The 22,201-nt window shown below is 40.7% G+C and carries 22 protein-coding genes; 6 read left to right on the top strand and 16 right to left on the bottom strand.

Annotation, left to right across the window (positions count from 1 at the left end):
- Positions 1-308 precede the first annotated feature (308 nt).
- Both greB and KO534_RS20985 read left to right on the top strand, forming a co-directional pair.
- Positions 309-794, top strand: coding sequence for a transcription elongation factor GreB (gene greB / locus KO534_RS20990; protein ID WP_215933151.1), 486 nt, complete (start codon positions 309-311; stop codon positions 792-794).
- A 105-nt stretch (positions 795-899) separates the two neighbouring features.
- Positions 900-3,227, top strand: a complete 2,328-nt coding sequence (locus tag KO534_RS20985) for a Tex family protein (RefSeq protein WP_215933149.1) — start codon at positions 900-902, stop codon at positions 3,225-3,227.
- Positions 3,228-3,292: 65 nt separating this feature from the next.
- On the opposite strand, the gene KO534_RS20980 is transcribed toward KO534_RS20985, so the two are convergent.
- The 3 genes from KO534_RS20980 to bioH all read right to left on the bottom strand — a co-directional run bounded on the left by KO534_RS20980 (position 3,293) and on the right by bioH (position 5,458).
- On the bottom strand, positions 3,293-4,264 hold the full coding sequence (locus KO534_RS20980; RefSeq protein WP_215932971.1) for a putative metalloprotease CJM1_0395 family protein: 972 nt from the start codon (positions 4,262-4,264) through the stop codon (positions 3,293-3,295).
- A 15-nt stretch (positions 4,265-4,279) separates the two neighbouring features.
- The gene (locus KO534_RS20975; protein ID WP_215932969.1) at positions 4,280-4,603 is read right to left on the bottom strand and encodes a hypothetical protein; all 324 of its coding nucleotides are present in this window, start codon (positions 4,601-4,603) and stop codon (positions 4,280-4,282) included.
- An 84-nt stretch (positions 4,604-4,687) separates the two neighbouring features.
- Positions 4,688-5,458 carry a pimeloyl-ACP methyl ester esterase BioH gene (gene bioH / locus KO534_RS20970; RefSeq protein WP_215932967.1) on the bottom strand — a complete coding sequence of 257 codons (771 nt, stop codon included), beginning with the start codon at positions 5,456-5,458 and terminating at the stop codon, positions 4,688-4,690.
- A 61-nt stretch (positions 5,459-5,519) separates the two neighbouring features.
- On the opposite strand from bioH, the gene KO534_RS20965 reads away from it, so the two are divergent.
- Positions 5,520-6,197 (top strand): ComF family protein, encoded by a 678-nt coding sequence (locus tag KO534_RS20965; protein WP_215932965.1) that lies wholly within the window; start codon positions 5,520-5,522, stop codon positions 6,195-6,197.
- Here KO534_RS20965 and KO534_RS20960 read toward each other — a convergent pair.
- Entirely contained in the window at positions 6,181-8,727 is a 2,547-nt protein-coding gene (locus KO534_RS20960; protein ID WP_215932963.1) for a M14 metallopeptidase family protein, read from the bottom strand. The genes KO534_RS20965 and KO534_RS20960 overlap by 17 nt on opposite strands.
- 143 nt (positions 8,728-8,870) lie before the next feature.
- Here KO534_RS20960 and nfuA point away from each other — a divergent pair, with 143 nt between their 5' ends.
- Complete coding sequence (gene nfuA, locus KO534_RS20955) at positions 8,871-9,449, top strand: Fe-S biogenesis protein NfuA (protein ID WP_215932961.1); 579 nt, start codon at positions 8,871-8,873, stop codon at positions 9,447-9,449.
- A 246-nt stretch (positions 9,450-9,695) separates the two neighbouring features.
- Here nfuA and KO534_RS20950 read toward each other — a convergent pair whose 3' ends face one another.
- Positions 9,696-11,033, bottom strand: coding sequence for an MATE family efflux transporter (locus KO534_RS20950; protein ID WP_215932959.1), 1,338 nt, complete (start codon positions 11,031-11,033; stop codon positions 9,696-9,698).
- A 21-nt stretch (positions 11,034-11,054) separates the two neighbouring features.
- On the opposite strand from KO534_RS20950, the gene KO534_RS20945 reads away from it, so the two are divergent.
- Entirely contained in the window at positions 11,055-12,110 is a 1,056-nt protein-coding gene (locus tag KO534_RS20945; protein WP_215932958.1) for a polysaccharide deacetylase family protein, read from the top strand.
- Here KO534_RS20945 and KO534_RS20940 read toward each other — a convergent pair.
- From KO534_RS20940 to KO534_RS20915, 6 genes are read right to left on the bottom strand one after another with little or no spacing between them, the layout of a single operon-like run.
- A complete protein-coding gene (locus tag KO534_RS20940) occupies positions 12,102-12,719 on the bottom strand; it encodes a GNAT family N-acetyltransferase (RefSeq protein ID WP_215932956.1) in 618 nt (205 codons plus the stop codon). The two genes, KO534_RS20945 and KO534_RS20940, sit on opposite strands and share 9 nt — an antisense overlap.
- An 11-nt stretch (positions 12,720-12,730) precedes the next feature.
- Positions 12,731-13,369, bottom strand: a complete 639-nt coding sequence (locus tag KO534_RS20935) for an SCO family protein (protein ID WP_215932954.1) — start codon at positions 13,367-13,369, stop codon at positions 12,731-12,733.
- Positions 13,366-14,283: a heme o synthase gene (cyoE, locus tag KO534_RS20930; RefSeq protein WP_215932952.1), complete on the bottom strand. Its 918-nt coding sequence runs from the start codon at positions 14,281-14,283 to the stop codon at positions 13,366-13,368. The genes KO534_RS20935 and cyoE overlap by 4 nt, the downstream gene beginning before the upstream one ends.
- Positions 14,284-14,292: 9 nt before the next feature.
- Positions 14,293-15,270, bottom strand: a complete 978-nt coding sequence (locus KO534_RS20925; RefSeq protein ID WP_215932950.1) for a COX15/CtaA family protein — start codon at positions 15,268-15,270, stop codon at positions 14,293-14,295.
- Positions 15,271-15,281: 11 nt separating this feature from the next.
- Complete coding sequence (locus KO534_RS20920; protein ID WP_215932948.1) at positions 15,282-15,848, bottom strand: hypothetical protein; 567 nt, start codon at positions 15,846-15,848, stop codon at positions 15,282-15,284.
- The gene (locus KO534_RS20915; protein WP_215932946.1) at positions 15,845-16,567 is read right to left on the bottom strand and encodes an SURF1 family protein; all 723 of its coding nucleotides are present in this window, start codon (positions 16,565-16,567) and stop codon (positions 15,845-15,847) included. Before KO534_RS20915 ends, KO534_RS20920 begins: the two co-directional genes overlap by 4 nt.
- Before the next feature lie 31 nt (positions 16,568-16,598).
- Between KO534_RS20915 and KO534_RS20910 the strand changes: the two genes are divergently transcribed.
- The gene (locus KO534_RS20910; RefSeq protein ID WP_215932944.1) at positions 16,599-16,808 is read left to right on the top strand and encodes a DUF2909 domain-containing protein; all 210 of its coding nucleotides are present in this window, start codon (positions 16,599-16,601) and stop codon (positions 16,806-16,808) included.
- A 64-nt stretch (positions 16,809-16,872) separates the two neighbouring features.
- Here the strand turns inward: KO534_RS20910 and KO534_RS20905 are convergent, their stop codons facing one another.
- The 5 genes from KO534_RS20905 to lexA form a co-directional block, all read right to left on the bottom strand.
- Positions 16,873-17,754 carry a cytochrome c oxidase subunit 3 gene (locus KO534_RS20905; RefSeq protein WP_215932942.1) on the bottom strand — a complete coding sequence of 294 codons (882 nt, stop codon included), beginning with the start codon at positions 17,752-17,754 and terminating at the stop codon, positions 16,873-16,875.
- Between the two features lie 17 nt (positions 17,755-17,771).
- Positions 17,772-18,329 carry a cytochrome c oxidase assembly protein gene (locus KO534_RS20900; RefSeq protein WP_215932940.1) on the bottom strand — a complete coding sequence of 186 codons (558 nt, stop codon included), beginning with the start codon at positions 18,327-18,329 and terminating at the stop codon, positions 17,772-17,774.
- Between the two features lie 15 nt (positions 18,330-18,344).
- The gene (ctaD, locus tag KO534_RS20895) at positions 18,345-19,952 is read right to left on the bottom strand and encodes a cytochrome c oxidase subunit I (protein WP_215932938.1); all 1,608 of its coding nucleotides are present in this window, start codon (positions 19,950-19,952) and stop codon (positions 18,345-18,347) included.
- Positions 19,953-19,964: 12 nt separating this feature from the next.
- Positions 19,965-21,074: a cytochrome c oxidase subunit II gene (coxB, locus tag KO534_RS20890; protein WP_252732344.1), complete on the bottom strand. Its 1,110-nt coding sequence runs from the start codon at positions 21,072-21,074 to the stop codon at positions 19,965-19,967.
- A 370-nt stretch (positions 21,075-21,444) separates the two neighbouring features.
- On the bottom strand, positions 21,445-22,068 hold the full coding sequence (gene lexA, locus KO534_RS20885; protein ID WP_215932936.1) for a transcriptional repressor LexA: 624 nt from the start codon (positions 22,066-22,068) through the stop codon (positions 21,445-21,447).
- Positions 22,069-22,201: the final 133 nt, after the last annotated feature.

Genomic DNA, 22,201 nt, shown 5'->3' with positions numbered 1-22,201 from the left:
GGCAAACTTAGACATTTTTTTGGAATAAATAGCACTAATAAAAATGTTTTTATTACCTCTTAATGTTGCAACTTTTTCTTCTTCGTCTACTGCTTTTAGAAAACCAAATTAGAAGGAAAAAGGAATAACCTAACTCGTTTTTGTAGACTAAATTATTCACTTATAACAGCTCATTTCCATGGGTAATTTTGCAAGATATTTATCAAATAAAGGTAAGATGTGAATCAGTTCAAAATAGACGCTTTGGTAAAAGCGTGAGAAAACCTATAATTGCCATATTCCAACTATGTTTTGAGCTAAATTCAAAATTGAAGACCAAATTAATCACACCTGAAGGTTACAAGAAACTCTACGATGAACACGAACACTTATGGAAGGTAAAGCGTCCTGAAATCACCAAAATTGTAAGCTGGGCAGCGAGTCTCGGAGATCGCTCAGAAAACGCAGATTATCAATACAATAAACGATTGTTACGGCAAATCGATAGGCGTGTCAGATTTCTAAGAAAGCTTCTCCCTGAACTTCAAGTAGTGCAACATAGTCCAACACAAGATGGCAAAGTGTTTTTTGGAGCTTGGGTAGAGATTGAAAATGAAGCAGGCCAAGTTAAAAATTTTCGTATTGTAGGTCCAGAAGAAATTTATGGCGAAGATAAGGATTTCATATCTATCGACTCCCCTATGGCTAGAGCCCTTATCAAAAAGTCTGTAGATGACGTCTGCATTGTTAAAACCCCCAGCGGCACAAAAGAATGGTTTATTAATTCAATTCGCTACAAAGATGCATTTGAATAGGAATGGTATTATTGTCACTTTTATTGATCAAATGCTGGTAATTTCGGGCTCGCACCCTTATATAAGGGCTTAATTAAAAATGAATGACATACAGGGTCTTCGATGATGATAGTGGAAAAAATTGCGCAAGAGTTACAAGTCCAAGCGCAACAGGTACAAGCAGCAGTAAAATTACTTGATGAAGGGTCTACAGTACCTTTTATAGCTCGCTATAGAAAAGAAGCCACCAACGGCCTTGACGACATAGCATTGAGAAAGTTAGAGCAACGCTTGACCTATTTACGCGATTTAGAAGACCGTCGAAAAGTCATTATAAAGTCAATCGAAGAACAAGAGAAAATGTCTTCTCAATTGATGACTAGCTTATTAAATGCTGAAAACAAAACTGAGTTAGAAGATATTTATCTTCCCTTTAAACCCAAACGTCGTACTAAAGGTCAAATTGCCATTGAACAAGGGCTTGAACCTTTAGCTAACTTATTACTTAATGATCCTGGATTAACACCAGAATCCGAAGCCCTGTCGTTTGTGGACGAATCAGGCGAAGTACCAGACGTTAAGTCAGCTTTAGACGGAGCGAAATACATTTTAATGGAGCGATTTGCAGAAGACGCTCAATTACTACAAAAAATTCGTCAGTATTTAAACAAACATGCTCATATTAAAAGCCAAGTAATCTCTGGCAAAGAAACTGAAGGTAGTAAATACAAAGACTATTTTTCACATACTGAATTGTTAAGAAAAGTCCCTTCCCATCGATCTTTGGCCATGTTTAGAGGAAGAAACGAAAAATTCCTTCAAGTCAGTCTAGATGCAGATCCCGAGAAGGATGAAAACGATAAAAGCTCTTATTGTGAGCAAATTATTGCCGAACACTTCAATATTAAATTTACAAACAAGCCAGCAGACTCTTGGTTGGCGTCAGTGGTGCAATGGACTTGGCGCGTTAAAACACTATTACACATGGAAAATGAACTTTTTGGTGCGGTGCGCGAGCAAGCAGAACAAGATGCTATTAATGTATTTGCCAAAAACCTAAACGATTTATTGATGGCCGCGCCTGCTGGTCCCAAAGTCACAATGGGTCTAGATCCGGGGTTAAGGACAGGTGTAAAACTAGCGATTGTAGACACAACTGGCAAAGTATTAACCACCTCGACTATTTTTCCGCATGTTCCACAAAATCAGTGGGACAAATCACTACGAACCCTTGCGACCTTATGTAAGCAACATAAAGTCCAGCTCATCAGTATTGGTAACGGCACAGGCTCCCGAGAGACCGATAAACTAGTGGCGGAAATGATCAAGGCAAATCCTGATTTAGCCGTCAGTAAGATTATCGTCAGTGAAGCAGGTGCCTCGGTTTATTCGGCATCAGAGTTAGCTTCAAACGAATTACCGGATATGGATGTTTCTTTGCGTGGCGCGGTTTCAATCGCGAGACGCTTGCAAGACCCACTTGCTGAATTAGTCAAAATTGAACCTAAAGCTATAGGTGTTGGGCAATATCAACATGATGTGAGCCAAAGTAATTTAGGTAAATCTCTCGGAACCGTAATTGAGGACTGTGTAAACGCAGTCGGAGTTGACATCAACACGGCATCTGGCGCTTTGCTTAGTCATGTATCGGGTTTAAATCGCACCTTAGCTAATAATATTGTCAGCTATCGCGATCAACACGGGGCGTTTAAACTCCGTAAGACTTTGCTTGAAGTCGAACGACTAGGACCTAAAGCGTACGAGCAAGCGGCAGGTTTTTTGCGAATTATGGGAGGGGATGATCCTCTTGATGCATCTGCAGTTCACCCAGAAGCTTATCCAATAGTTAGCTCGATCGTGCAACACGCTGGGATAGCGATGAACGATATAGTGGGTAATACCGATGTACTGAAACAACTCAAACCTGAAGAGTTTGTTACCGATTCTTTTGGCCTCCCAACCGTAACTGACATTATTAGCGAACTTGATAAACCTGGGCGCGATCCTCGTCCAGAATTTAAAACGGCCAACTTTAAAGATGACGTGCAATCTTTAAAAGATTTGAAAGTCGGTATGATTTTAGAAGGAGTTGTGAGTAACGTTGCCAACTTTGGTGCATTTATAGACGTAGGTGTGCATCAAGATGGACTGGTACATATTAGCGCCATGACAGATAAGTTTATTTCTGATCCTAGGGATATTGTTAAAACGGGAGATATCGTCAAAGTTAAAGTGATGGAAGTGGATGTGGACAGAAAACGTGTTTCATTTACTATGCGAATGGGTGATACACCTAATCAACCATCGAAGCCGTTGACACGTAAACACACGTCCGATAAAAAAACTCACAACCGTCCGGCTAGAAGTAATCAACAGCAATCACAACCTAAACAATCTAATCAAATGATGGGTAATGCATTTGCTGATGCGTTTGCCAAAGCAAAAAACAAATAAGGTTAACTAGTTTAAAGTAACAAGCCCTGCATCGAGGGCTTGTTTTATTGTTTAACGCTTAAGTGTTACGAAAACTGTTGTAATCCCTCAGCGCGAGGATTGGCTACTTGTTTGTAGAAACTTTCAATCACTGACACCCTACGAGTAATATCTGCATCTCTATTTTTGAGAAATTCACTGACATCATCTAAATCAAAAACTAACCCAGTAGCGTTTTTCTCTTCGGCCTCTGACTCATTAGAGTCCAATGAACGAGTCGGAATATCGATATCTATTTCTTCAACAATATCCTCAAGTGAAGGAGCACCATCTATAGCAAAATTTTGCTGGGTTTTTTCATTGTTTTGAAGGTCTGGTACAGCTTGGTTATAGGCCTCGAGAGCTTCTTGGGCTTTTTCACTCGCGATTTCAGTACGTGCTTCAAGGGCGATTTGAGTGGCTTCGGTTGCAACGCGTAAATCTTGTACACTTGGCTCTGCAGGTGCCAATGCTGCGGCTTTAACTTGCGTCGCTTTGCGAAGCGTTTCTTCCGGAGTGGATTCTTTTGATATATCAATAGAGACTTCACCCGCTACTGCATATCTTCTACCATCAGGGCCAGTTTCATATTCGTACTGGGGAGAGCTCGCATATTGTCCTCCTAGTGAAGCATGGGCTTGTTCATGGGTCCTAACTTCAGTATCACGCCGTTTTAACTCAGTGACTTGCCGCTGTTCAGCTTGTTGCTGTTGCTTATCTTCTGCACTTTCTCTTCCTGCACTCGCATCTTGTCCATTATCTTGTGTAGTGTCGTTTTGTGTATCGAGTTGCTGGCTAGCTTGGGAAACGGGTTTTTCATAGGTTAGAGGTTGAGGTGCTTTACCCGGTGTTTTCGCCTTATCAGCTTCAGAGCCCACACCGGTTTCGGCTGCAGACTTTTCACCGGAAGTTAACTGCGGTACCGCTTCTCTAAGAGTATTATCTTTTCGCACTGACTCAGTATTAACAGTGCCAACGTTAAATACTGTGGGAGTGGGGATGGGAGGTACAATATTCATAAAGGGCGGCCGAAACTAAGCCAGAATATCCAAAATAGTGCCGACAGTACTGTTTGCGGTATCAACTACTTTTGCAGAAGCTTGTGCATTATTAAGATTGACTGATAATCCTACTATGTCGTAGGTAATGCCTTCGCTAGTTTGCGGAAGCGTTTGTTTAATTGCATCGAGTTGGTTTAACGTAGCATTTGCCAAAAACTCTTGGGGGTCATTAGAGGGTGCAGTAACGGCTGACAGATTCGCTAGGTTAGAAGCATTTTGTGTAATTCCATCAGAAGCATTTTGCAGACCAATAGTACCGCTTACAATCGCAGCATTTACGTTGTTACTAATGTTCATTACCTATACCTCTATACCTTAACCTCTCAAGTATAATTATTAACCACTTTTACATTTTTTCATAGCATTACCGCGCTTTATTCGCTAATCAATTGCCTTTATTAGGTGTTTTGCGAAATTCTCAGTGTTTGAAATAAACGGAGCATGAGCCGCATCGGAAATGAAATCAATGGATACCTTAGAATTCAATAGTTTAATTAAAGGTGCGACGTCTTTAGGCACTAAGGTATCGAAACGACCTAAGAATATCTGACAAGGAACCAATAATGTGCTGAATTGTTCACGCAAATCAATATTTTGTAATAACTGTAAACCTTCAGCTAATGCCACTGAAGAAGGCACAGGATATTTTTGCACTGCGAGCTTGATAGTTTTCGCTTCTTGTCTGGCATTCGCGCTTCCCATAGCTTGCACTGCCAAAAAGCGTGCTAGAGTTTTAGTTGGATCTTGGTGTAATTGCTGAGTAAATAAATCCAAAATTTTAGGATCAATTCCAGGCCAGGATACATTCTTAGAAAACCTTGGACTAGAACAAATTAAAATCAGTTTTTTGAGCTTTTGCGGATAACAATACGCTATTTGCTGAGCAACTAACCCGCCCAAAGACCAGCCAATAAGAATGCACTTCTCTGGAAGCCGTTCTGCCACCATAGTAGCAACAGCTTCCAAGTTATATGTCGTTGGCAATTGTTGATGATTTAATCCGTATCCAGGTAAATCAACAGTAGTGATACAAAACTCTTCTTTTAGTATGTCTATAAGTGGTTGCCAAACACCACTATTCACTCCCCAGCCATGTAAAAATACCAAATTTTTGCCGCGGCCTTGGGTTGTTATTTTTAAAACCTTCAACATTTCTTCTACACTAAACCTCTGGGATATTAATAGTGACAACTCACACAGGGACGAAAACAAGGTGATTTTCACGAATATTCAAAATTGTTTGCTGTGTAACCAATCTAGCGACACTTCAATTTGTCAATATTGCTGTGATGATCTTACCTTATTTGATGTGGAACGATACCAACATAACTTGATGTTATCTCCCAAAGTGAAGTTAGGATTGGCAAAAGTGGAATTTCCAGTTGTTTTGGCTCTTGCCGATTATCAGTGGCCATTGTCTAAATTATTAACAGGGTTAAAATTCTCTAAACAGATCCCAAATGCTCACGCTTTGGCAGCTCTTTTTGTCAAACATTGCCTATCTACTATGCCTAATTTGCCGCAGTTAATCATTCCTATGCCTTTGCATAAAAATCGATATTTATATAGAAAATTCAACCAAAGCATAGTGTTAGCTGCGCAAATTTGTAAGCACTGCCAGTTGAAAATGGATACGTCGATCATTAACAGAAATAAATCCACTACGGCTCAGACTAATTTGTCAGCCGCTCAAAGGCGCAAAAATTTACGTAACGCCTTTTTAGTAGATACAAGGTCACAGCTGCGCTTGAAAGATTATCAACATATCGTTTTATTCGACGATGTTATTACCACGGGCAGCACGATGAACTGTGCTTACCAAACTTTGCGTAAACACAACCCTCAATTAAGAATAGATATCTGGAGTATTTGCCTTACCCTTGTGCGTTAATCAATCCAGCCATAAAAATAGCATTACTCATCAAACGACTTGTGCCATACCAAACGCCTCGAAAATTCACATTAGTAGCAAAAGCAATAACCTTGCCTTTGCCAACACTATGGGAAACAACTGCGGCACTGCCTGAAATATGCCGTTGTAGCTCTTCTGCAGTATAGCCAGCCATAAGCGGCGATTTCACGTAGTTTGCTACTGTCACGAAAGCTGTGTCGGGTTGACGCATTACTAAAGTACTATTGCGAAACATAGGTAACACATTTGAGGTATAGCCAAACGCTAAGGGATGACTCAAGTCCAACTGAGTTTCAAATACAGCACCTGCAATTCTTTGTTTGGCTTTGAGCCTATTCTGATCTTTGTAAGCTAAACCAGTTGTTTCAAACGCCGATTTGATCTCATTATTGCTCTTGAAACTGGCCTTAAGCCAATTTTGCTCAGCAAACCACTTTGCAGCCGATTTTTGCCCGATAAGTATGCCTCCTGAATTCAACCAAGCTTCGATTCTTCTAGTGGTTTTATCAGGTACTTCTTTATAGTTACCTTCTACCCAAATTATATGGGTATAGTTTTCTAAAGGGAGTCGTCCCAATTGTGTTAAATCGGTGATTGAAACGGGTATATCGACCTGTAGATCAAGATAATGCCAAACCTCACCTACTTCATATTGAGACGTGCCGCGACCACCTACTAACAAAACTTTAGGTTCAGTTACATTGAGCATTTTTCTGCTACCTAGGTCTATTCCTTGACGAGTAAGACCTGAGGTTATCGAATGAACTGCTATATCAATGCCCTCGGTCTGGGCCCCAATGATGTCTAGTAAATCGTCCGGTTGCTTGAGAGCTAAAGGTATTATCACCGCTCCGGCTGAAAAGCTCATGCCACCTTGAGTTGTTTTGGCAAAAAAAGCATCTCCTGCGATTTTTACTTTTACGTTATGGGCTAGCAGACGTTGTAAAAGTTTAGGAGCTTGATAGTTTTCCCACGAGAATGCATAAGCATAAGCATCAGGTAAAAGTTCGGGTGTAACAACAGTTGACTTTTTAGCTAGCGGTTTATCAAACTTGGGTTCGCGCTTTACGGCTTGATATCGAAGATTAAAGGCAAGAGGTAAATTCCAGTTCGATACATCATAAAAAGTATTGTCATCAAAGGATTTACGGGTTGAAAATAATGACTTAATTAGTCGATATTGCGGCTGATCGAGGGGCACATACATGCTGTGAATTGAATCAAATAATTGCCCCTCTACCTTTACATCCTTACTCAAAGGAAAATACTCAATTTGATGAGCAGATAAAATATCTAACATCTTAGAAAACCGAAATGGATCAGCTTTTTCGTTCAGAATATAACCGGCAAACTCATCCTCTTTAATTAACGTTTTTGTCTGCTTGGCAAACTCAACTTGATAAGCAAGAATGGCCGACTTATTCGCTAATGCACCTGCAAAAGTCGAAATCGAGGTTGTCACTTGATTTTGAATCGTATCAGAAAACGCCAAAGGACCATTGGCAGAGTTTTGCACATGCCCTCTACTGCTGGCTTGTTCAAACAAAATACCAATACTACCGTGAGCATCTGGATAGGTAGAACCTTTACCATAATAAAAATCATCGTAACTTTCTTGAGTAAAATAAAGCTGTTTAGTTTTGTCCAGCGCGGCAGCATGGAAATCACCCAAGGCAGCCGTCAACTCTGCGTTTTTTAGCGGCGTCCAAGGATTTTTTCTTGCAGGGATACCGGGTTGGAAAAAATAACTGCTGTTGGTACCCATTTCATGAAAGTCAGTTAAAACGTGGGGACGCCACTGATGAAATTGCTTAATTCTTCCACGCGACTCAGGGTGAGTTAACAGCAACCAATCTCGATTTAGGTCAAACCAATAGTGGTTAGTTCGTCCTGAAGGCCACGCCTGTTGATGTTCTCGACTATTGGGGTCAGACACTAGACTATTGCTCTTATGCATATTTGCCCACTGCGCAAACCTTGCTAGGCCATCGGGATTCAAACTTGGGTCAAGTAAAATAATATTGTCATCGAGTAATTCACTGATTAGATCACTGTCACCGGCAGCAAGATAATAAGCAATCAACAGAGCCGCATTTGAACCCGATGGTTCATCACCATGCACGCTGTAACCCATCCAAATAACCAATGGATCATTTTTGTCAGCAGACTGGCCTAAGTTTTGAATATGTTTAGCTTGGATTTCAGCGAGTTTTTTCTGGTTTTCAGGAGCACTAAAAGCTAATAAATATAATGGACGGTTCTCGTGCGTACGTCCCGTTTCCACCAAGCTGACGCGATCAGATTGTAACGCTAAGATTTGCATGTAATTAACTATCTGGTCATGGCGTACGTGCCATTCGCCCACAAGTGCGCCTAATGCTTGAGTCGGAGTCGTAATCTCGGAGTTATATTGTGTATTAGCCGGTAAATATTCGGAATCAACAACTGCCGCTACTTGAACACTGTTGAATAAGAAAAAACACGCAAAAACTCGATATACGTAACCCATAAAATCCGCCGAAATAACCCATACTTACAAAAATAGTCGCACGTTTTAGTTTAAATTAACATAAGGAAAAATGATTACTTGAGTGTTTTAGTCAAGTAATTTTGTTATTATACAAGTAGACAAATATTAGAGGTACATAGCCCATGATTAACATTTCAGAAACAGCGCAAGCACATTTCTGTAAGTTGCTTGCGAACCAAGAGCCAGACACTAACATACGTGTGTTTGTAGTCAGTCCTGGTACGCCTAGTGCAGAATGTGGTGTGTCTTATTGCCCACCAGATGCCGTTGAAGAGTCAGATACAGTACTAGAGTTTAATGGTTTCGATGCAGTAGTGGACTTAGAAAGTGCACCATTTCTTGAAGAAGCAGAAATTGATTTTGTTACTGATCAAATGGGGTCACAACTCACACTTAAGGCACCCAATGCGAAAGCACGAAAAGTGGATAGCGATGCTCCTTTAGCTGAGCGTGTGACTTACATGATTGAAGCCGAAATCAATCCACAACTTGCGAGCCATGGCGGTAAAGTGATGTTGGTAGAAATCACTGAAGAAAAAGAAGCCGTATTACAATTTGGTGGAGGTTGTAACGGTTGTGCGCAAGTAGATGTCACCTTAAAAGATGGAATTGAAAAACAAATGTTGGAACAGTTTCCAGGTGAATTAACAGCCGTGAAAGACGCGACTGAACATCAAGCTGGCGAACATTCTTACTATTGATTAAGTAGCAACTGTCAAAGGACAAAAGCATTAACTGGTTACAGCGTTTAGGCGATGATCCCAATAAAAGCTGGGCGTTTTTTAAACGCGGTTTAGGCATTTTTTGTTTAGGCGCAGCACTCATCATAATAGGTACAAAGTTTGTGCCTATTATTCAAATTCCTGGACTAGTTCTACTGGCAGCAGGTAGCCTTTATTCCATCAGAGGTTACCTTGGTATTCTAGCCCACCGAATGACCAGTAGCTTTACACCACCACCTTCTGAGTTCGACAAAGATAAATAAAGTATCCGCCTAAGCTTATTCCTCTAGTGAGTAAAAATAGCAACATCGCCAACCACAGCCCTTTGTTTTCAAAATCTACAAACAACCAAAAAGTCGGAAAGTAAATCACCACAGCACAGAACAACATACTATTTCGCATTGCTTTTGCCCGCGTTAATCCCACAAAAACACCATCAAAAAAGAAACACCAATGGGCAATAAGAGGCAACCAATAAACAACGTTTAGATAGTCATACATGGCGATTTGCAGACTGGCTTGATCCGTTATTATAGCGATAATTTCAGTGCCAAAAACCACAAAAATCAAAGAGTACAATCCAGCCACAATAATGGACCAAAGTAATCCATGTAAAATCACCTGAATAATACCCTTGGAATTTTTTTTGCCTTTTTGTTCACCGACTAATGCTTCTGCGGCATAAGCGACACCGTCTAGGCCAAGAGCAATTAATGTGAAAAATTGCATTAAGATTGCGTTGATTGCGGCTGAGGTAGCACCAAAGCCGACGCCTTTAAAAATCAGAAAGGCGATACAAGCCTGTAATAGCAGGTTTCTAAAAAATGTATCACCATTAAGTGACAACAAAAGTCGCAAATAGGTAACCGAGAACCACTTTTTTTGAACTAGAGGTTTTCCAATAACCTTCAGCGCGGCGAACAGACCCACTATGGTAATAAAATACTCAGCCAAAACGCTAGCCAGCGCCACCCCAAAAACTTCTAACTCGAGTCCAAACACAAACCAAAGATTTAAAGCCAAATTTATTAGATTTGCTAAAACTTGAATAAGCAATACTTGTTTGGCTTTTTGCTGCCCGATTAACCAACCGATAAGAACTAAATTCAGCACTGCTGCAGGCGCGCCCCAAATACGCACTGAAAAATATTCGGATATGACATTTTCAACAATGGGAGTTGCGTCTGCGAAAAATAACCCTAAGCTCAAAATACTATCTTTCACTAACAACAACAAACAACCCAGCACGAAACTAATCAACATGCCTTGAAACAAACTCTGATTGAGCTGAAGTAGGTCTGCACTACCTTTTGCCTGGGCGCTTAATCCTGTACTGGTCATTCTCAAGAAACCGCACAACCAATACAGTTGCGTGATAATCAAAGTAGCAACCGATGCCCCCGCCAGAAAATGTGTACCTGGCATATGCCCCAATACTGCGGTATCCACCAACCCCATTAAGGGTGTGGTGATATTACTTAAAATCATTGGTATCGCTATAGCAATAATTTTTTGATGCAGACTAATCTGAAAGAAGTTTGATAGAGTAGTATTGTGTGTCATTTAGTCATCGTTAGGAAATTCATGGGGAAAAATTGGAGATTTATTACAGTCACTTTAGCATGTGCGCTGATTAGCTTAAATACGTGGGCAACTGACAATGCAGTGATACTGCTATACCACCATGTCAGTAGCACTACCCCCAAATCAACATCTGTTTCAGAACAAACCTTTCGACAACATATGCAACATTTGGCAGATAACCATAACGTTTTACCTTTAAAACGAGTAATTGAAGCCTTGCAAAACAAACAAAGGTTGCCAGACAAAACCGTGGTTATCACCTTTGATGATGGTTATGACAACATTTATGTCAATGCACATCCCATTCTCAGAGAATTTGCATTTCCGTATACTATTTTTGTGAATCCCCCCCTAATAGGTGAAGTCAATTACCAACTAGACTGGCAACAAATAAAACAAATGTCTAAAGAAAATGTCAGTTTTGCCAATCATGGGAAACAACACAATCATATGCTGGGTAAACGCAAAGGCGAGTCACAGCAAGACTGGCTAAATCGTACGATGCAAGAGATTGAAGAAGCTGAAAAAATGCTGCAACAGCAGATTGGCTATAGCCTAAAATATTTTGCGTACCCATACGGAGAGTTTGACGCAGACTTGAAACAAAGATTAAGCTCAAGAGGCTACGTAGGATTTGCCCAACACAGTGGTGCCATAGCATCATATAGTGACTTTTCAGCCTTACCAAGATATCCCGCAGCGGGTGTGTACAGTAATCTTAAAACCCTAGCAGTAAAATTAAATAGTTTAGCAATGCCAGTGACTAACAATTCGATAAAAGATCCAAAGGCGGTACTCCCTTTTCAAGACCCGACTATGACTTTTGATGTAAAAACCGCTGACATGTCACCACTTCAAATAACCTGCTTTCAAAATGGCCAGCCTCTTACCAAAGGGGTAGAAGAAAGTACTGTGTCAGTTCAAATTAACTCGATTACTCAAGCAGGCAGACATAGGGTGAACTGTACCGCACCAAGTAAACATAACAAAGGTCGCTTCTATTGGTATTCTCAACCTTTTTTTATACCTACTTCTGCTGGTAATTGGTTAGATTAACTGTTTACTTAAGTGAAAATACTCACCTAAGCCTAAGGTTTTCATCCTTAGGCTTACGCCTGATTCTCCATTTTTCTGAAACCCGTGGTTGAGATAAAAATTGATCGCTCGAGTATTGATACTCTCAACATCAAGGCAAAGCTCGTACTTACCAAAATTGAGCGCTTTTTCATGCATGAATTTTAATAGTGCCGTTCCGACACCTATTTTTTGATAGGTTGCAGATACCGCAAAATGCCCGATACACCATTCGTGATCTTGAGGTTTAGGAATACAATCTTGTAGAGTTTGGCTAGCCTGCAAAACCGCTAAAGTATGAGCAACACCATAGAATTCAGCCAATTTGTTTAATGTAGCTTGATGAAATGAATTCGGCAGCGCACTATGCCAAGCACTTATGCAGCCCACCACGCGATTGTCTACCTCAGCGACCCAATGATTGTTGTAACCATATTGCCCTTCAGCATCTAACAAACAACTTTCAATAAAGTTTTTCGCAGACAACTCTTCATTAATAGTAAACACTGCAGCAATAACTAACGGTGCCGAAGAATAGACCAAGGCGGCTAATTCCTTGGCATCAGCCTGTTTAGCCTGTCTTATATTCATGGGTTTGTTGCCTACTGAGAGACAATTGCTGGCATATCAGCCAATATCTTTTGCCCCTCACTAATAGGTAATTTGCCTACAACAAAATCTGGTTTAAAACGACCTATCACCTGAGCTTTGGGATTGATGACCACTACGGAGGAACTATGATCGACTAAATAATTTGGGTTATCAGAGCTTTCAGACATTGAATACATCATGCCCATCGCTCGTACCAAGGGAAATAGTTGAGCATGCTCACCACTGGCGGCAATAAATTTAGGGTGAAAAAAATTGATGTATTCATTTAAGCGCTCTGGCGTATCACGCTTGGGGTCGACCGAAATCAATATGACTTGAATAGGAAAGTCTGTTGGTATTTTCTGTAGTGCTGGATAAATACCTTTTAATTCGGACAATGTGGTCGGGCAAATATCTGGGCAAAAAGTGTATCCAACAAAAACCAAACTCCAGTGGTCTTCAAGGTTTTTTGAAGTAAATGGCTGTTTTTGATGATCTTGCAACTCAAAATCAGGCAATACTCTTGCTGCGGGGTAAAGGCTCACGTATTCAGTGTCTTTATCACTTGTTGGAGGTGCAATAAAAATCGCCGCCGCTATACCAATAACCAAAGCGACAAGCGCTAATAAACCTGCTTGCAATTTACTCATATGTAAAACCGAAAATAATGATCGACTAAGAGCACTACAAACAGCACCATTAGATGAATAATTGAAAATTTAAAGGTTTGCATGGCCGTCGTTGCAGATGCGGTAAACTTTAGCTTCCAGGCGTAGTATAAAAATCCAGCATTCAAAACAGTCGAACCTACTAAGTATATGAGCCCAGTCATAGCGATTAAATAGGGCAACAAACACACTACGCAGAGTAAAACCGTATACAAAAGTATTGAGGTTTTAGTGAATTCGATACCGTGAGTCACGGGTAACATAGGCACCTGTGCTTTGGCATAGTCTTTTTCACGATGAATCGCTAATGCCCAAAAATGTGGGGGAGTCCAGACAAATACAATCAATACCAATAATAGCGCGTGAGCATGTATCTCTCCAGTAACCGACGTCCAACCTAACAGCGGAGGTATCGCTCCAGCTAACCCCCCAATGACAATATTCTGAGGTGTGGCGCGCTTTAAATACATAGTATAAACCACCGCATAGCCAAGCAACCCAGCCAGTGTTAGTAGTGCGGTTAAACGATTAACCCACAGTTCAAGGATCACGTATCCAATAACCGTTAAACATGCTGCAAACACTAGCGCCTTTCTGGGGCTCACTTTGCCTTTAACAACAGGTCGATTAAAGGTACGCGCCATTTTCCCGTCAATTTTTCTATCAACTACATGATTAACCACTGCAGCTGCAGAGGACAAAAATCCAATACCTATGAGTCCCGCGGTGAATATCTGCCAACTCACCCAGCTCTCACTGGCTAAACACATTCCAACCAAAGCAGTTAATAGAAGTAATAACACTACTTTGGGTTTAGTTAATTCATAATAATCTTGGCAAGTGGACCATAAATTAAATTGATTGTTTTGTTGACCTAAAGTCACGCCCTTACTCACCTTTTTCTCCTACGTTTTACGATATAGCGTATAACTAATGTTGACTAATACCAACATCAAACACGCTGCTACAGCGTTATGCATGACAGCTACTGCTACTGGCAAACTAAATACTACATTGCTTACACCGAGTATGATTTGTATCCCCATAACCAATACCATTATGGCAGATAGTTTTTTAACTAAGCTAGAACTAGCTGCAGCATACAATCTTAGACCTAACCATGATAAATATAAAAAGGTAATCAAAGCGCCTATTCGATGCACAATATGCATTGTCATTCGTTCATCATAGTCATGAGCGCCAAACTCATAGTTCTCAGCGACAGGAATACTAAAGGCACCAGCAAAGTCTAATCGTTGATACCAGGCTCCCTCACAAATAGGTAGTTCAGTACAGGCTAGCGCGGCGTAATTTGCGGATGTCCAACCACCTAAAGCGATTTGTCCAGTCAAAATGATTACACCTAAAATTGCATATTTTCCATAGTGGCGCACTCGCGCATCACCACCAGGAATCCGATAGGGAGTCAATCTCAAGTACAGTAAAAACAAAGTAGATAAAACTGTAAAACCACCTAACAAGTGCCCCATTACTACTATAGGTAATAAATTAAGGGTGACGGTCCACATTCCCAAAGCGCCTTGAAAACAAACAAGAAACACCAAAAAAAGCGGTAGCTTTACCGGTTTATTATAAGCACGATTAAATAGGCTACTAATAAAAATAACTAAGATCAAAAAACCTAAAGCACTGGCAAAATAACGATGAATCATTTCATTCCATGCTTTATGCTCTTCGAAGGGCCGTTCAGGGAATGCTTGCTGAGCGGTTTCGATATTTTTGGTGGTATTTGAAAAGCTAAGATGACCATAACACCCAGGCCAATCAGGACACCCTAAACCAGCGTCAGTCAAACGAGTGTATGCGCCTAATACAATTACGACCATTGCCATCAGAATGCTTAAAAATACCAACTTCTTCATTAAAGTATCCTCTAGCCAATACGCGACAGTTTGAGTACCTTACGCATATCCGACAAAATATCACGACTATGCAGAATGGCTTGCTCTTTATCTATTTGCAATGGATAACGCAAAAATACGTTGTTTAAGGTATCAGCGATAAAAATGCCATCAGTGGAAGTTTCTTTAAACACTTGTTGCAGGCTTTTCAGGTCGCTTCTCACCAATCGAATATTTTGCTTAGTGGCTAATTCTGCGAGTTGCTCTATATTGCTTTGTTCATGGGATATAACCACAACTTCAGCTCGGTCACTCTCTTTGCCTAACGCACTATGTACTTGAGCAATGCTATACAGTGCATTTTCGCAACCTAAGCTGCACTCTTGAGGCAAAACGTAAATTAACTTCCATTTGGGTGCTTGCTGCTTAGTTTGTAGAACATTAATATCTATGGGAGGTGATATAAGTTCCCCCTTGTTGGTCACGCCTTGATTAAACCAGCCATTATCTAGTGCAAGCTTGGCTAATAATACCGGTAAGATAAAAACAGCAGCTAGAAGTAACATCATCGATTTATTATTTTTTTTGGTGGTACTCACTCTGGGTTCCTTTTAAATTTATTTCTGTGGGCAATAATAAATACGGTCAACGCCGCAAATGCCAATAAAAACCATTGTACTGCATAAGCAATGTGTTTTTCTGGGGCCATAACCACAGGTTGCCAATTTCTAACAAAACCCGAGGTTTCTTGTGCATTCAATAACACCACAAATGGCAGTACCTCTTGCTTATAGTGTTGCTGAATGATCTTCAGATCTGTTTGTTGTAAAACCTTTGGCCAAATACCATCAATAACTGCCGTTTCTTCTATCATGGCATTATCCAAAGGCAAGGATACAATGCCGGCGTAGATAGACTTATCACCATCAATTTCGATGGTTGGCAAAATATTTCGGTTGTTAGTGGCAGCGACCCAACCAAAATTTGCCATTACCGTGCCTGAAGTGGTTTGCAAAGGCACTAATACCTGATACCCGACTCGGCCTTTATGGATTTTGTTATCCAATAGAAAAAATTTCGATATTTCCGCGGTTCCCTCAAAACTTATTGGCATATCCAGCATATTGTCTAAATTGCCTTGCAACACATGTTGTAAATCGACCTGAGCTGTCTTAGCAGCAACATCTAAGGCCAACAATCGCTGCGTTTTTTCTTCAGCTCTTTGCAATTGCCAATTACCCAAAGCAAACATAATGACAACACACACAAAAGTTACTATGGTAGCAACAATGGGTAAACGCGACAGAAAAGTCCACATCGCGGCTCAGGATATCTTTAGGAGTAAGTAGATGTTAATCAAAATACTAGTTGGTGGGTTATTGTTGTTTATGGTGTTCAATTTATTTAAAGCCATGATGATTATGCTCAAAGACAATCCAAACGGTCCCTCTATGAGTAAATTTATAGGTAGAAGGGTACTAACATCAGCGATTATTATTGGTCTTATTTTACTCGCTGTTGCTACAGGGCTCATCACCCCTAACCCAACACCCCATTAGATAATTTTAAGAGCCACGTTAGTTGTCTGAGTTGTGTGGCTCTTAGTTCTCGCAAATGTTTCGCTTAAAAGATATAAACGACAGCAAATAGTATTACCCAAACTACGTCTACAAAATGCCAATACCAACTAGCGGCCATAAACGCAAAGTGGTTATCTGGTGTGAAATGCCCTTTAAATACTCTAAGCAACATTATAAATAGAATAATTGCGCCAAGCGTTACATGAAAACCGTGAAATCCAGTTAGTAAAAAGAATGTATTCCCATAAATTCCAGATTGCAAAGTCAAATTCATTTCATTGTAAGCATGAATATACTCTTCAATCTGCATCACCATAAAAATAGCGCCAAGTAATACAGTTAACCCAAGCATTAACTTCAGTTTTCCACGATTGTTATTTTCTAACGCGACATGTGCAAAGTGACAAGTCACTGAAGATGCTAGCAACAGCACAGTGTTAATTAATGGTAAACCTGTCCATGGCATGGCTTCGGTGGTAAGGCCACCAGGTGTTTGCACTAGGGGCCAAATGGCTTCAAATGTGGGCCATAAAATTTCGCCTGTCATGTCGTTATTTGATGCACCACCTAACCAGGGCACAGAAATAAATCTTGCGTAGAATAACGCGCCAAAGAACGCCCCGAAGAACATCACTTCAGAAAAAATGAACCAAGACATACCTTGTCTGTACGAACGCCCCAATTGCGCGCTATACATACCACTCATAGATTCGTGAATTTGATTTCTAAACCAACCGACTAACATAACAATTAAAACGATAAATCCCGCGCCTAAAATATAAGCGCCATACCCTTCTTTGCCACGGGTGCTTTCAATCACAAAATTGCCTGCCCCAACAGCCATTAAAAATAGCGCTACGGCGCCCATAAAGGGCCAAGGACTTTCTGCGGGAACATAGTATTTTTCGTATTCTTTTTCTGACATTGTGTTCTCCTTCATTCTCAATTCATTGCAACCACATCTGCAGTGGCAGTGACATTATATAGAGTATATTGCACAGTAAAATAAGTAATATTTTCAGGCAGTTGAGGGTCGACATAAAATTTCATTGGCATCAACATTTCCTCCCCAGCGTGTAACTTTTGTTGCTCGAAACAAAAGCATTCAGTTTTATTCATATATAAAGCAGCTGGGCCCGGTGAAACTGATGGCACAGCTTGACCTACAATATCGGTCACAGCGGTATTTCTTACGTAAAAATCAACTTGATTGAGTTGCCCAGGGTGTACTTTCACTTGTCTGGTTTCAGCTCTAAACTCCCACGGCATGCCAGTATTAGTCCGTGTGATAAAATCCACTGTTACTAAGCGGCTCTCATCTATTTCCACTGACTCATACAATGCAGCGGTATTCGATGTTTTGCCATTGATACCTAGTGCATCACACAGCACATCGTATAAAGGCACCAGAGCAAAGCCAAACCCAAACATACCCACAACGATGACTAATAACTTAATCACCATTTTGCTGTTTTTGTTTTGGGTACTCTGCTCACTCATCAAGAATACCTTTAGCTACTTAACAACTGGAGGTGTTTCAAAACTGTGATAAGGCGCTGGAGAAGGGATTTCCCATTCTAAGCCCTCAGCTCCTTCCCATACTTGGTCGGAAACAGGCTCACCTTGTTTTTTACAGGCTTTAATCAGCAATGCTAAGAAGATCAACTGTGATAAACCAAACGCAAATCCACCAATACTGATCCACTTGTTAAAGTCTGCAAACTGCAATGCGTAATCAGGTATACGTCTAGGCATGCCAGCTAATCCAACGAAGTGCATTGGGAAGAACAACACGTTAACCGAAACCAAAGAACACCAGAAATGCCATTTTGCTAAGCCGATATGGAACATTTTTCCGGTCCACTTTGGTAACCAATAGTATACCGCAGCCATTATGGAAAAGATGGCACCTGTCACTAGTACATAGTGAAAATGAGCTACCACGAAATAAGTATCATGATATTGGAAATCCACTGGCACGATGGCCAACATTAACCCCGATAAACCACCTATTGTAAATAACACTATAAACGCTATTGCAAACAACATAGGCACTTCAAACGTCATAGAGCCGCGCCACATAGTGGCAACCCAATTGAAAACTTTTACACCTGTGGGTACTGATATCAGCATAGTAGCAAACATAAAGAACAGCTCTGCTGCCACTGGCATACCTGTAGTAAACATATGGTGTGCCCAAACAATAAATGACAACAATGCAATAGAAGCAGTTGCGTATACCATAGAGGCATAACCAAATAATCGCTTACGTGCAAAGGTAGGTACAATCGCTGAGATAATACCGAATGCGGGTAAAATCATTATGTATACTTCTGGATGACCAAAGAACCAGAAAATATGCTGGAACATAACAGGATCACCGCCACCAGCCGCATCAAAGAAACTGGTACCAAAAAACTTGTCGGTTAGCACCATAGTCACGGCACCCGCTAACACAGGCATTACCGCAATTAATAAAAATGCAGTAATTAACCAAGTCCAAACAAACAAAGGCATTTTCATCCAGGTCATACCCGGAGCTCGCATATTGAAGATAGTTACGATAACGTTAATCGCTCCCATAATCGACGACGCTCCCATAATATGAACCGCGAAGACAAAAAGCGCGGTGCCATCATTACTATAGGTGGTAGAAAGAGGCGCGTAGAAAGTCCAACCAAAAGCAGGACCGCCACCTTCCATAAACAAAGACGCTAGTAAAATTGCGAAAGCAAAAGGTAAAATCCAAAAACTCCAGTTGTTCATGCGAGGTAAAGCCATATCCGGTGCACCTATCATCATAGGTACTAACCAGTTTGCTAAACCTGTAAATGCCGGCATTACCGCACCAAACACCATAATTAAGCCATGAACTGTGGTCATTTGATTAAAGAAATTAGGGTCAACGATTTGTAATCCAGGCTGAAACAATTCAGCGCGGATTACCATAGCCATAGCACCACCTGTCAAAAACATAATAAATGCAAACCACAAATATAGGGTGCCTATATCTTTGTGGTTAGTGGTATATAACCAACGTTTTATACCAGGTGGAATATGATGCTCGTGGTGGTCATCATCATGGTGATCATCTATGTGAGTGGAATCAGTTGCAGTTGTCATGGTCACCTTCTCCTATTGTCCGTTGATGGCTGAATTAATGTCTTTAGCTTGTACCAAGTCGCCCGTATCGTTACCCCAAGCATTTCGCTCGTAAGTCACCACAGCGGCAATTTCAGACATAGTTAATTGTTTAGCATAGGCTTGCATAGCCGTTCCAGTGACACCGTTTAGTAAAATGTCGATATGTTTAGGTTGGTCTGCGATAGCGATTTGACTGCCTTTTAACGCAGGAAACACTCCTGGTAGCCCCTCTCCGTTAGGCATATGACAGGCCGCACAATTTGCATTGTATATTTTCTCACCCATAGACATTGCTTCGTCCATGGTCATATTCATCGCTAAAAGTCTTTGCTCTTCTGCTTTAGCTTGTTCCTGAATCGCTTGCTGTTCAGAAATCCACTTGTCATATTCAGCCGGCTCTTTTGCAACCACTACTATGGGCATAAAGCCGTGATCTTTACCGCAAAGCTCAGCACACTGGCCGCGATAAACACCAGGTTCATTAACCTTAGTCCATGCGTCATTAATAAAGCCTGGGTTTGCGTCTTGTTTGAATCCAAAATCGGGTACCCACCAAGAATGGATAACATCGTCTGAAGTAATGAGGAAGCGGACTTTTTGGCCAGTAGGAATAACGAGAGGGCGATCGACTTCAAGTAAATAGTTGTTGTTTTTAGGAAGCTTGCCTGAAATTTGCTCCGCTTGAGTCGCCATTTTTGAATAATACTCAACATCATTATCCATATATTTATAGTGCCATTTCCACTGTGAACCCGTTACCAAAATAGAGACATCAGGTTCGCTGGCGTCTTCCATATCAATCAGCAGATTCATAGCGGGTACGGCCATAAAAATTAAGATAATAAAAGGAATAACTGTCCAAGCGATCTCAACTTTGACGCTTTCATGAAAATTGGCTGGCTTAGCTCCTCTAGATTTCCTATGGAAATACATAGAGATAAACATAGCGATAAAAACACCCGCTCCTATTACTACGCAGATAATAAACATCAACATGTGCATGTCGTAGACACCAGCACTGATATCCGTCACGCCTCTGGTCATGTTTAGCTGGAATTGCTCAATTTTATCACTTGTCTCTGCAAACACCGGTGCTGTCATCAATGCAGTAAGCATTGTTCCAGCCTTGGACAAAAATCTTTTCACATGGCACCTCATATACGTTACACGTACTTTTTATTTTTCACTGAAACACCAACGCCAAAAACAGCAATCGCCACCATTTTGAGTTAATGCATAGTTAATATATTGTTACTTTTTCACACTGGAATGTTAAGGGTCGCTCATTTAATAGCTAATAGTCTAGCTTTTTTATTTAACTTACAACCAACTGGTTGTTTTTTAAACAATAAATTGTTAATAAATGATAAATAACGGAAATAAAGAGGGAATTGGCATACAAAGACGGGAAAAGAACTGAAAATGACACTAAAAAGACGCATTATTTCAATAATAATACGCCTTCTAAATCTTACATCCAATCGGCGTTACGAATAACTCCAACTGCGATGCCTTCGATATTGAAAGGTTGAGTCGCTAAATCGACCTTGATAGGAGAAAACGCTTCGTTTTCGGCATGAAGCAAAACTTGTCGACCTTTTTTCTCAAGCCTCTTCACGGTGACATCTTCGTCCACCCTAGCCACAACTACCTGACCATTATGCACGTCAGTGGTACGATGCACCGCCAGCAAGTCGCCATCTAATATACCGATATCTTTCATGCTCATACCATTTACGCGAAGCAAGAAGTCGGCACTGGGTTTAAACAAACTAGGATCCACTTGATAATGCCCTTCGACATGTTCTTGGGCCAGTATGGGTTCTCCAGCAGCCACTCTTCCAATCAAAGGTAAACCAAGTTCTTCAAGTTGGTCTTCTAAGGGGATATTCAATTTAATGCCACGAGATGTACCGGGCAATATTTCTATCACTCCTTTACGAGCCAAGGCTTTTAAATGTTCCTCCGCAGCATTAGCGGATTTGAAACCCAACTCTCGCGCTATCTCTGCTCGGGTTGGCGGCATACCTGTATCTAACATGGTATTTTTTATTAATTGAAGTACTTCTTCTTGTCGTGCAGTTAGTGGACGCATAAACAGCCTGTTTTTCTATACAGTTGGTGTCAGTATATACAGTTATATCCAAATCTCAAATTTGTTTTTTCTGAGTGTTTTTTGACACAAATTAAATAGCAGTCGTCGATTATCAAAGATAAACAGCTAGGAC

The sequence above is a fragment of the Paraglaciecola arctica genome (assembly GCF_018861065.1).
Lineage (GTDB): Bacteria > Pseudomonadota > Gammaproteobacteria > Enterobacterales > Alteromonadaceae > Paraglaciecola > Paraglaciecola arctica_B.
Note: the sequence above shows the minus strand (reverse complement) of the source record. Positions and strands in the feature narration are given on the sequence as shown.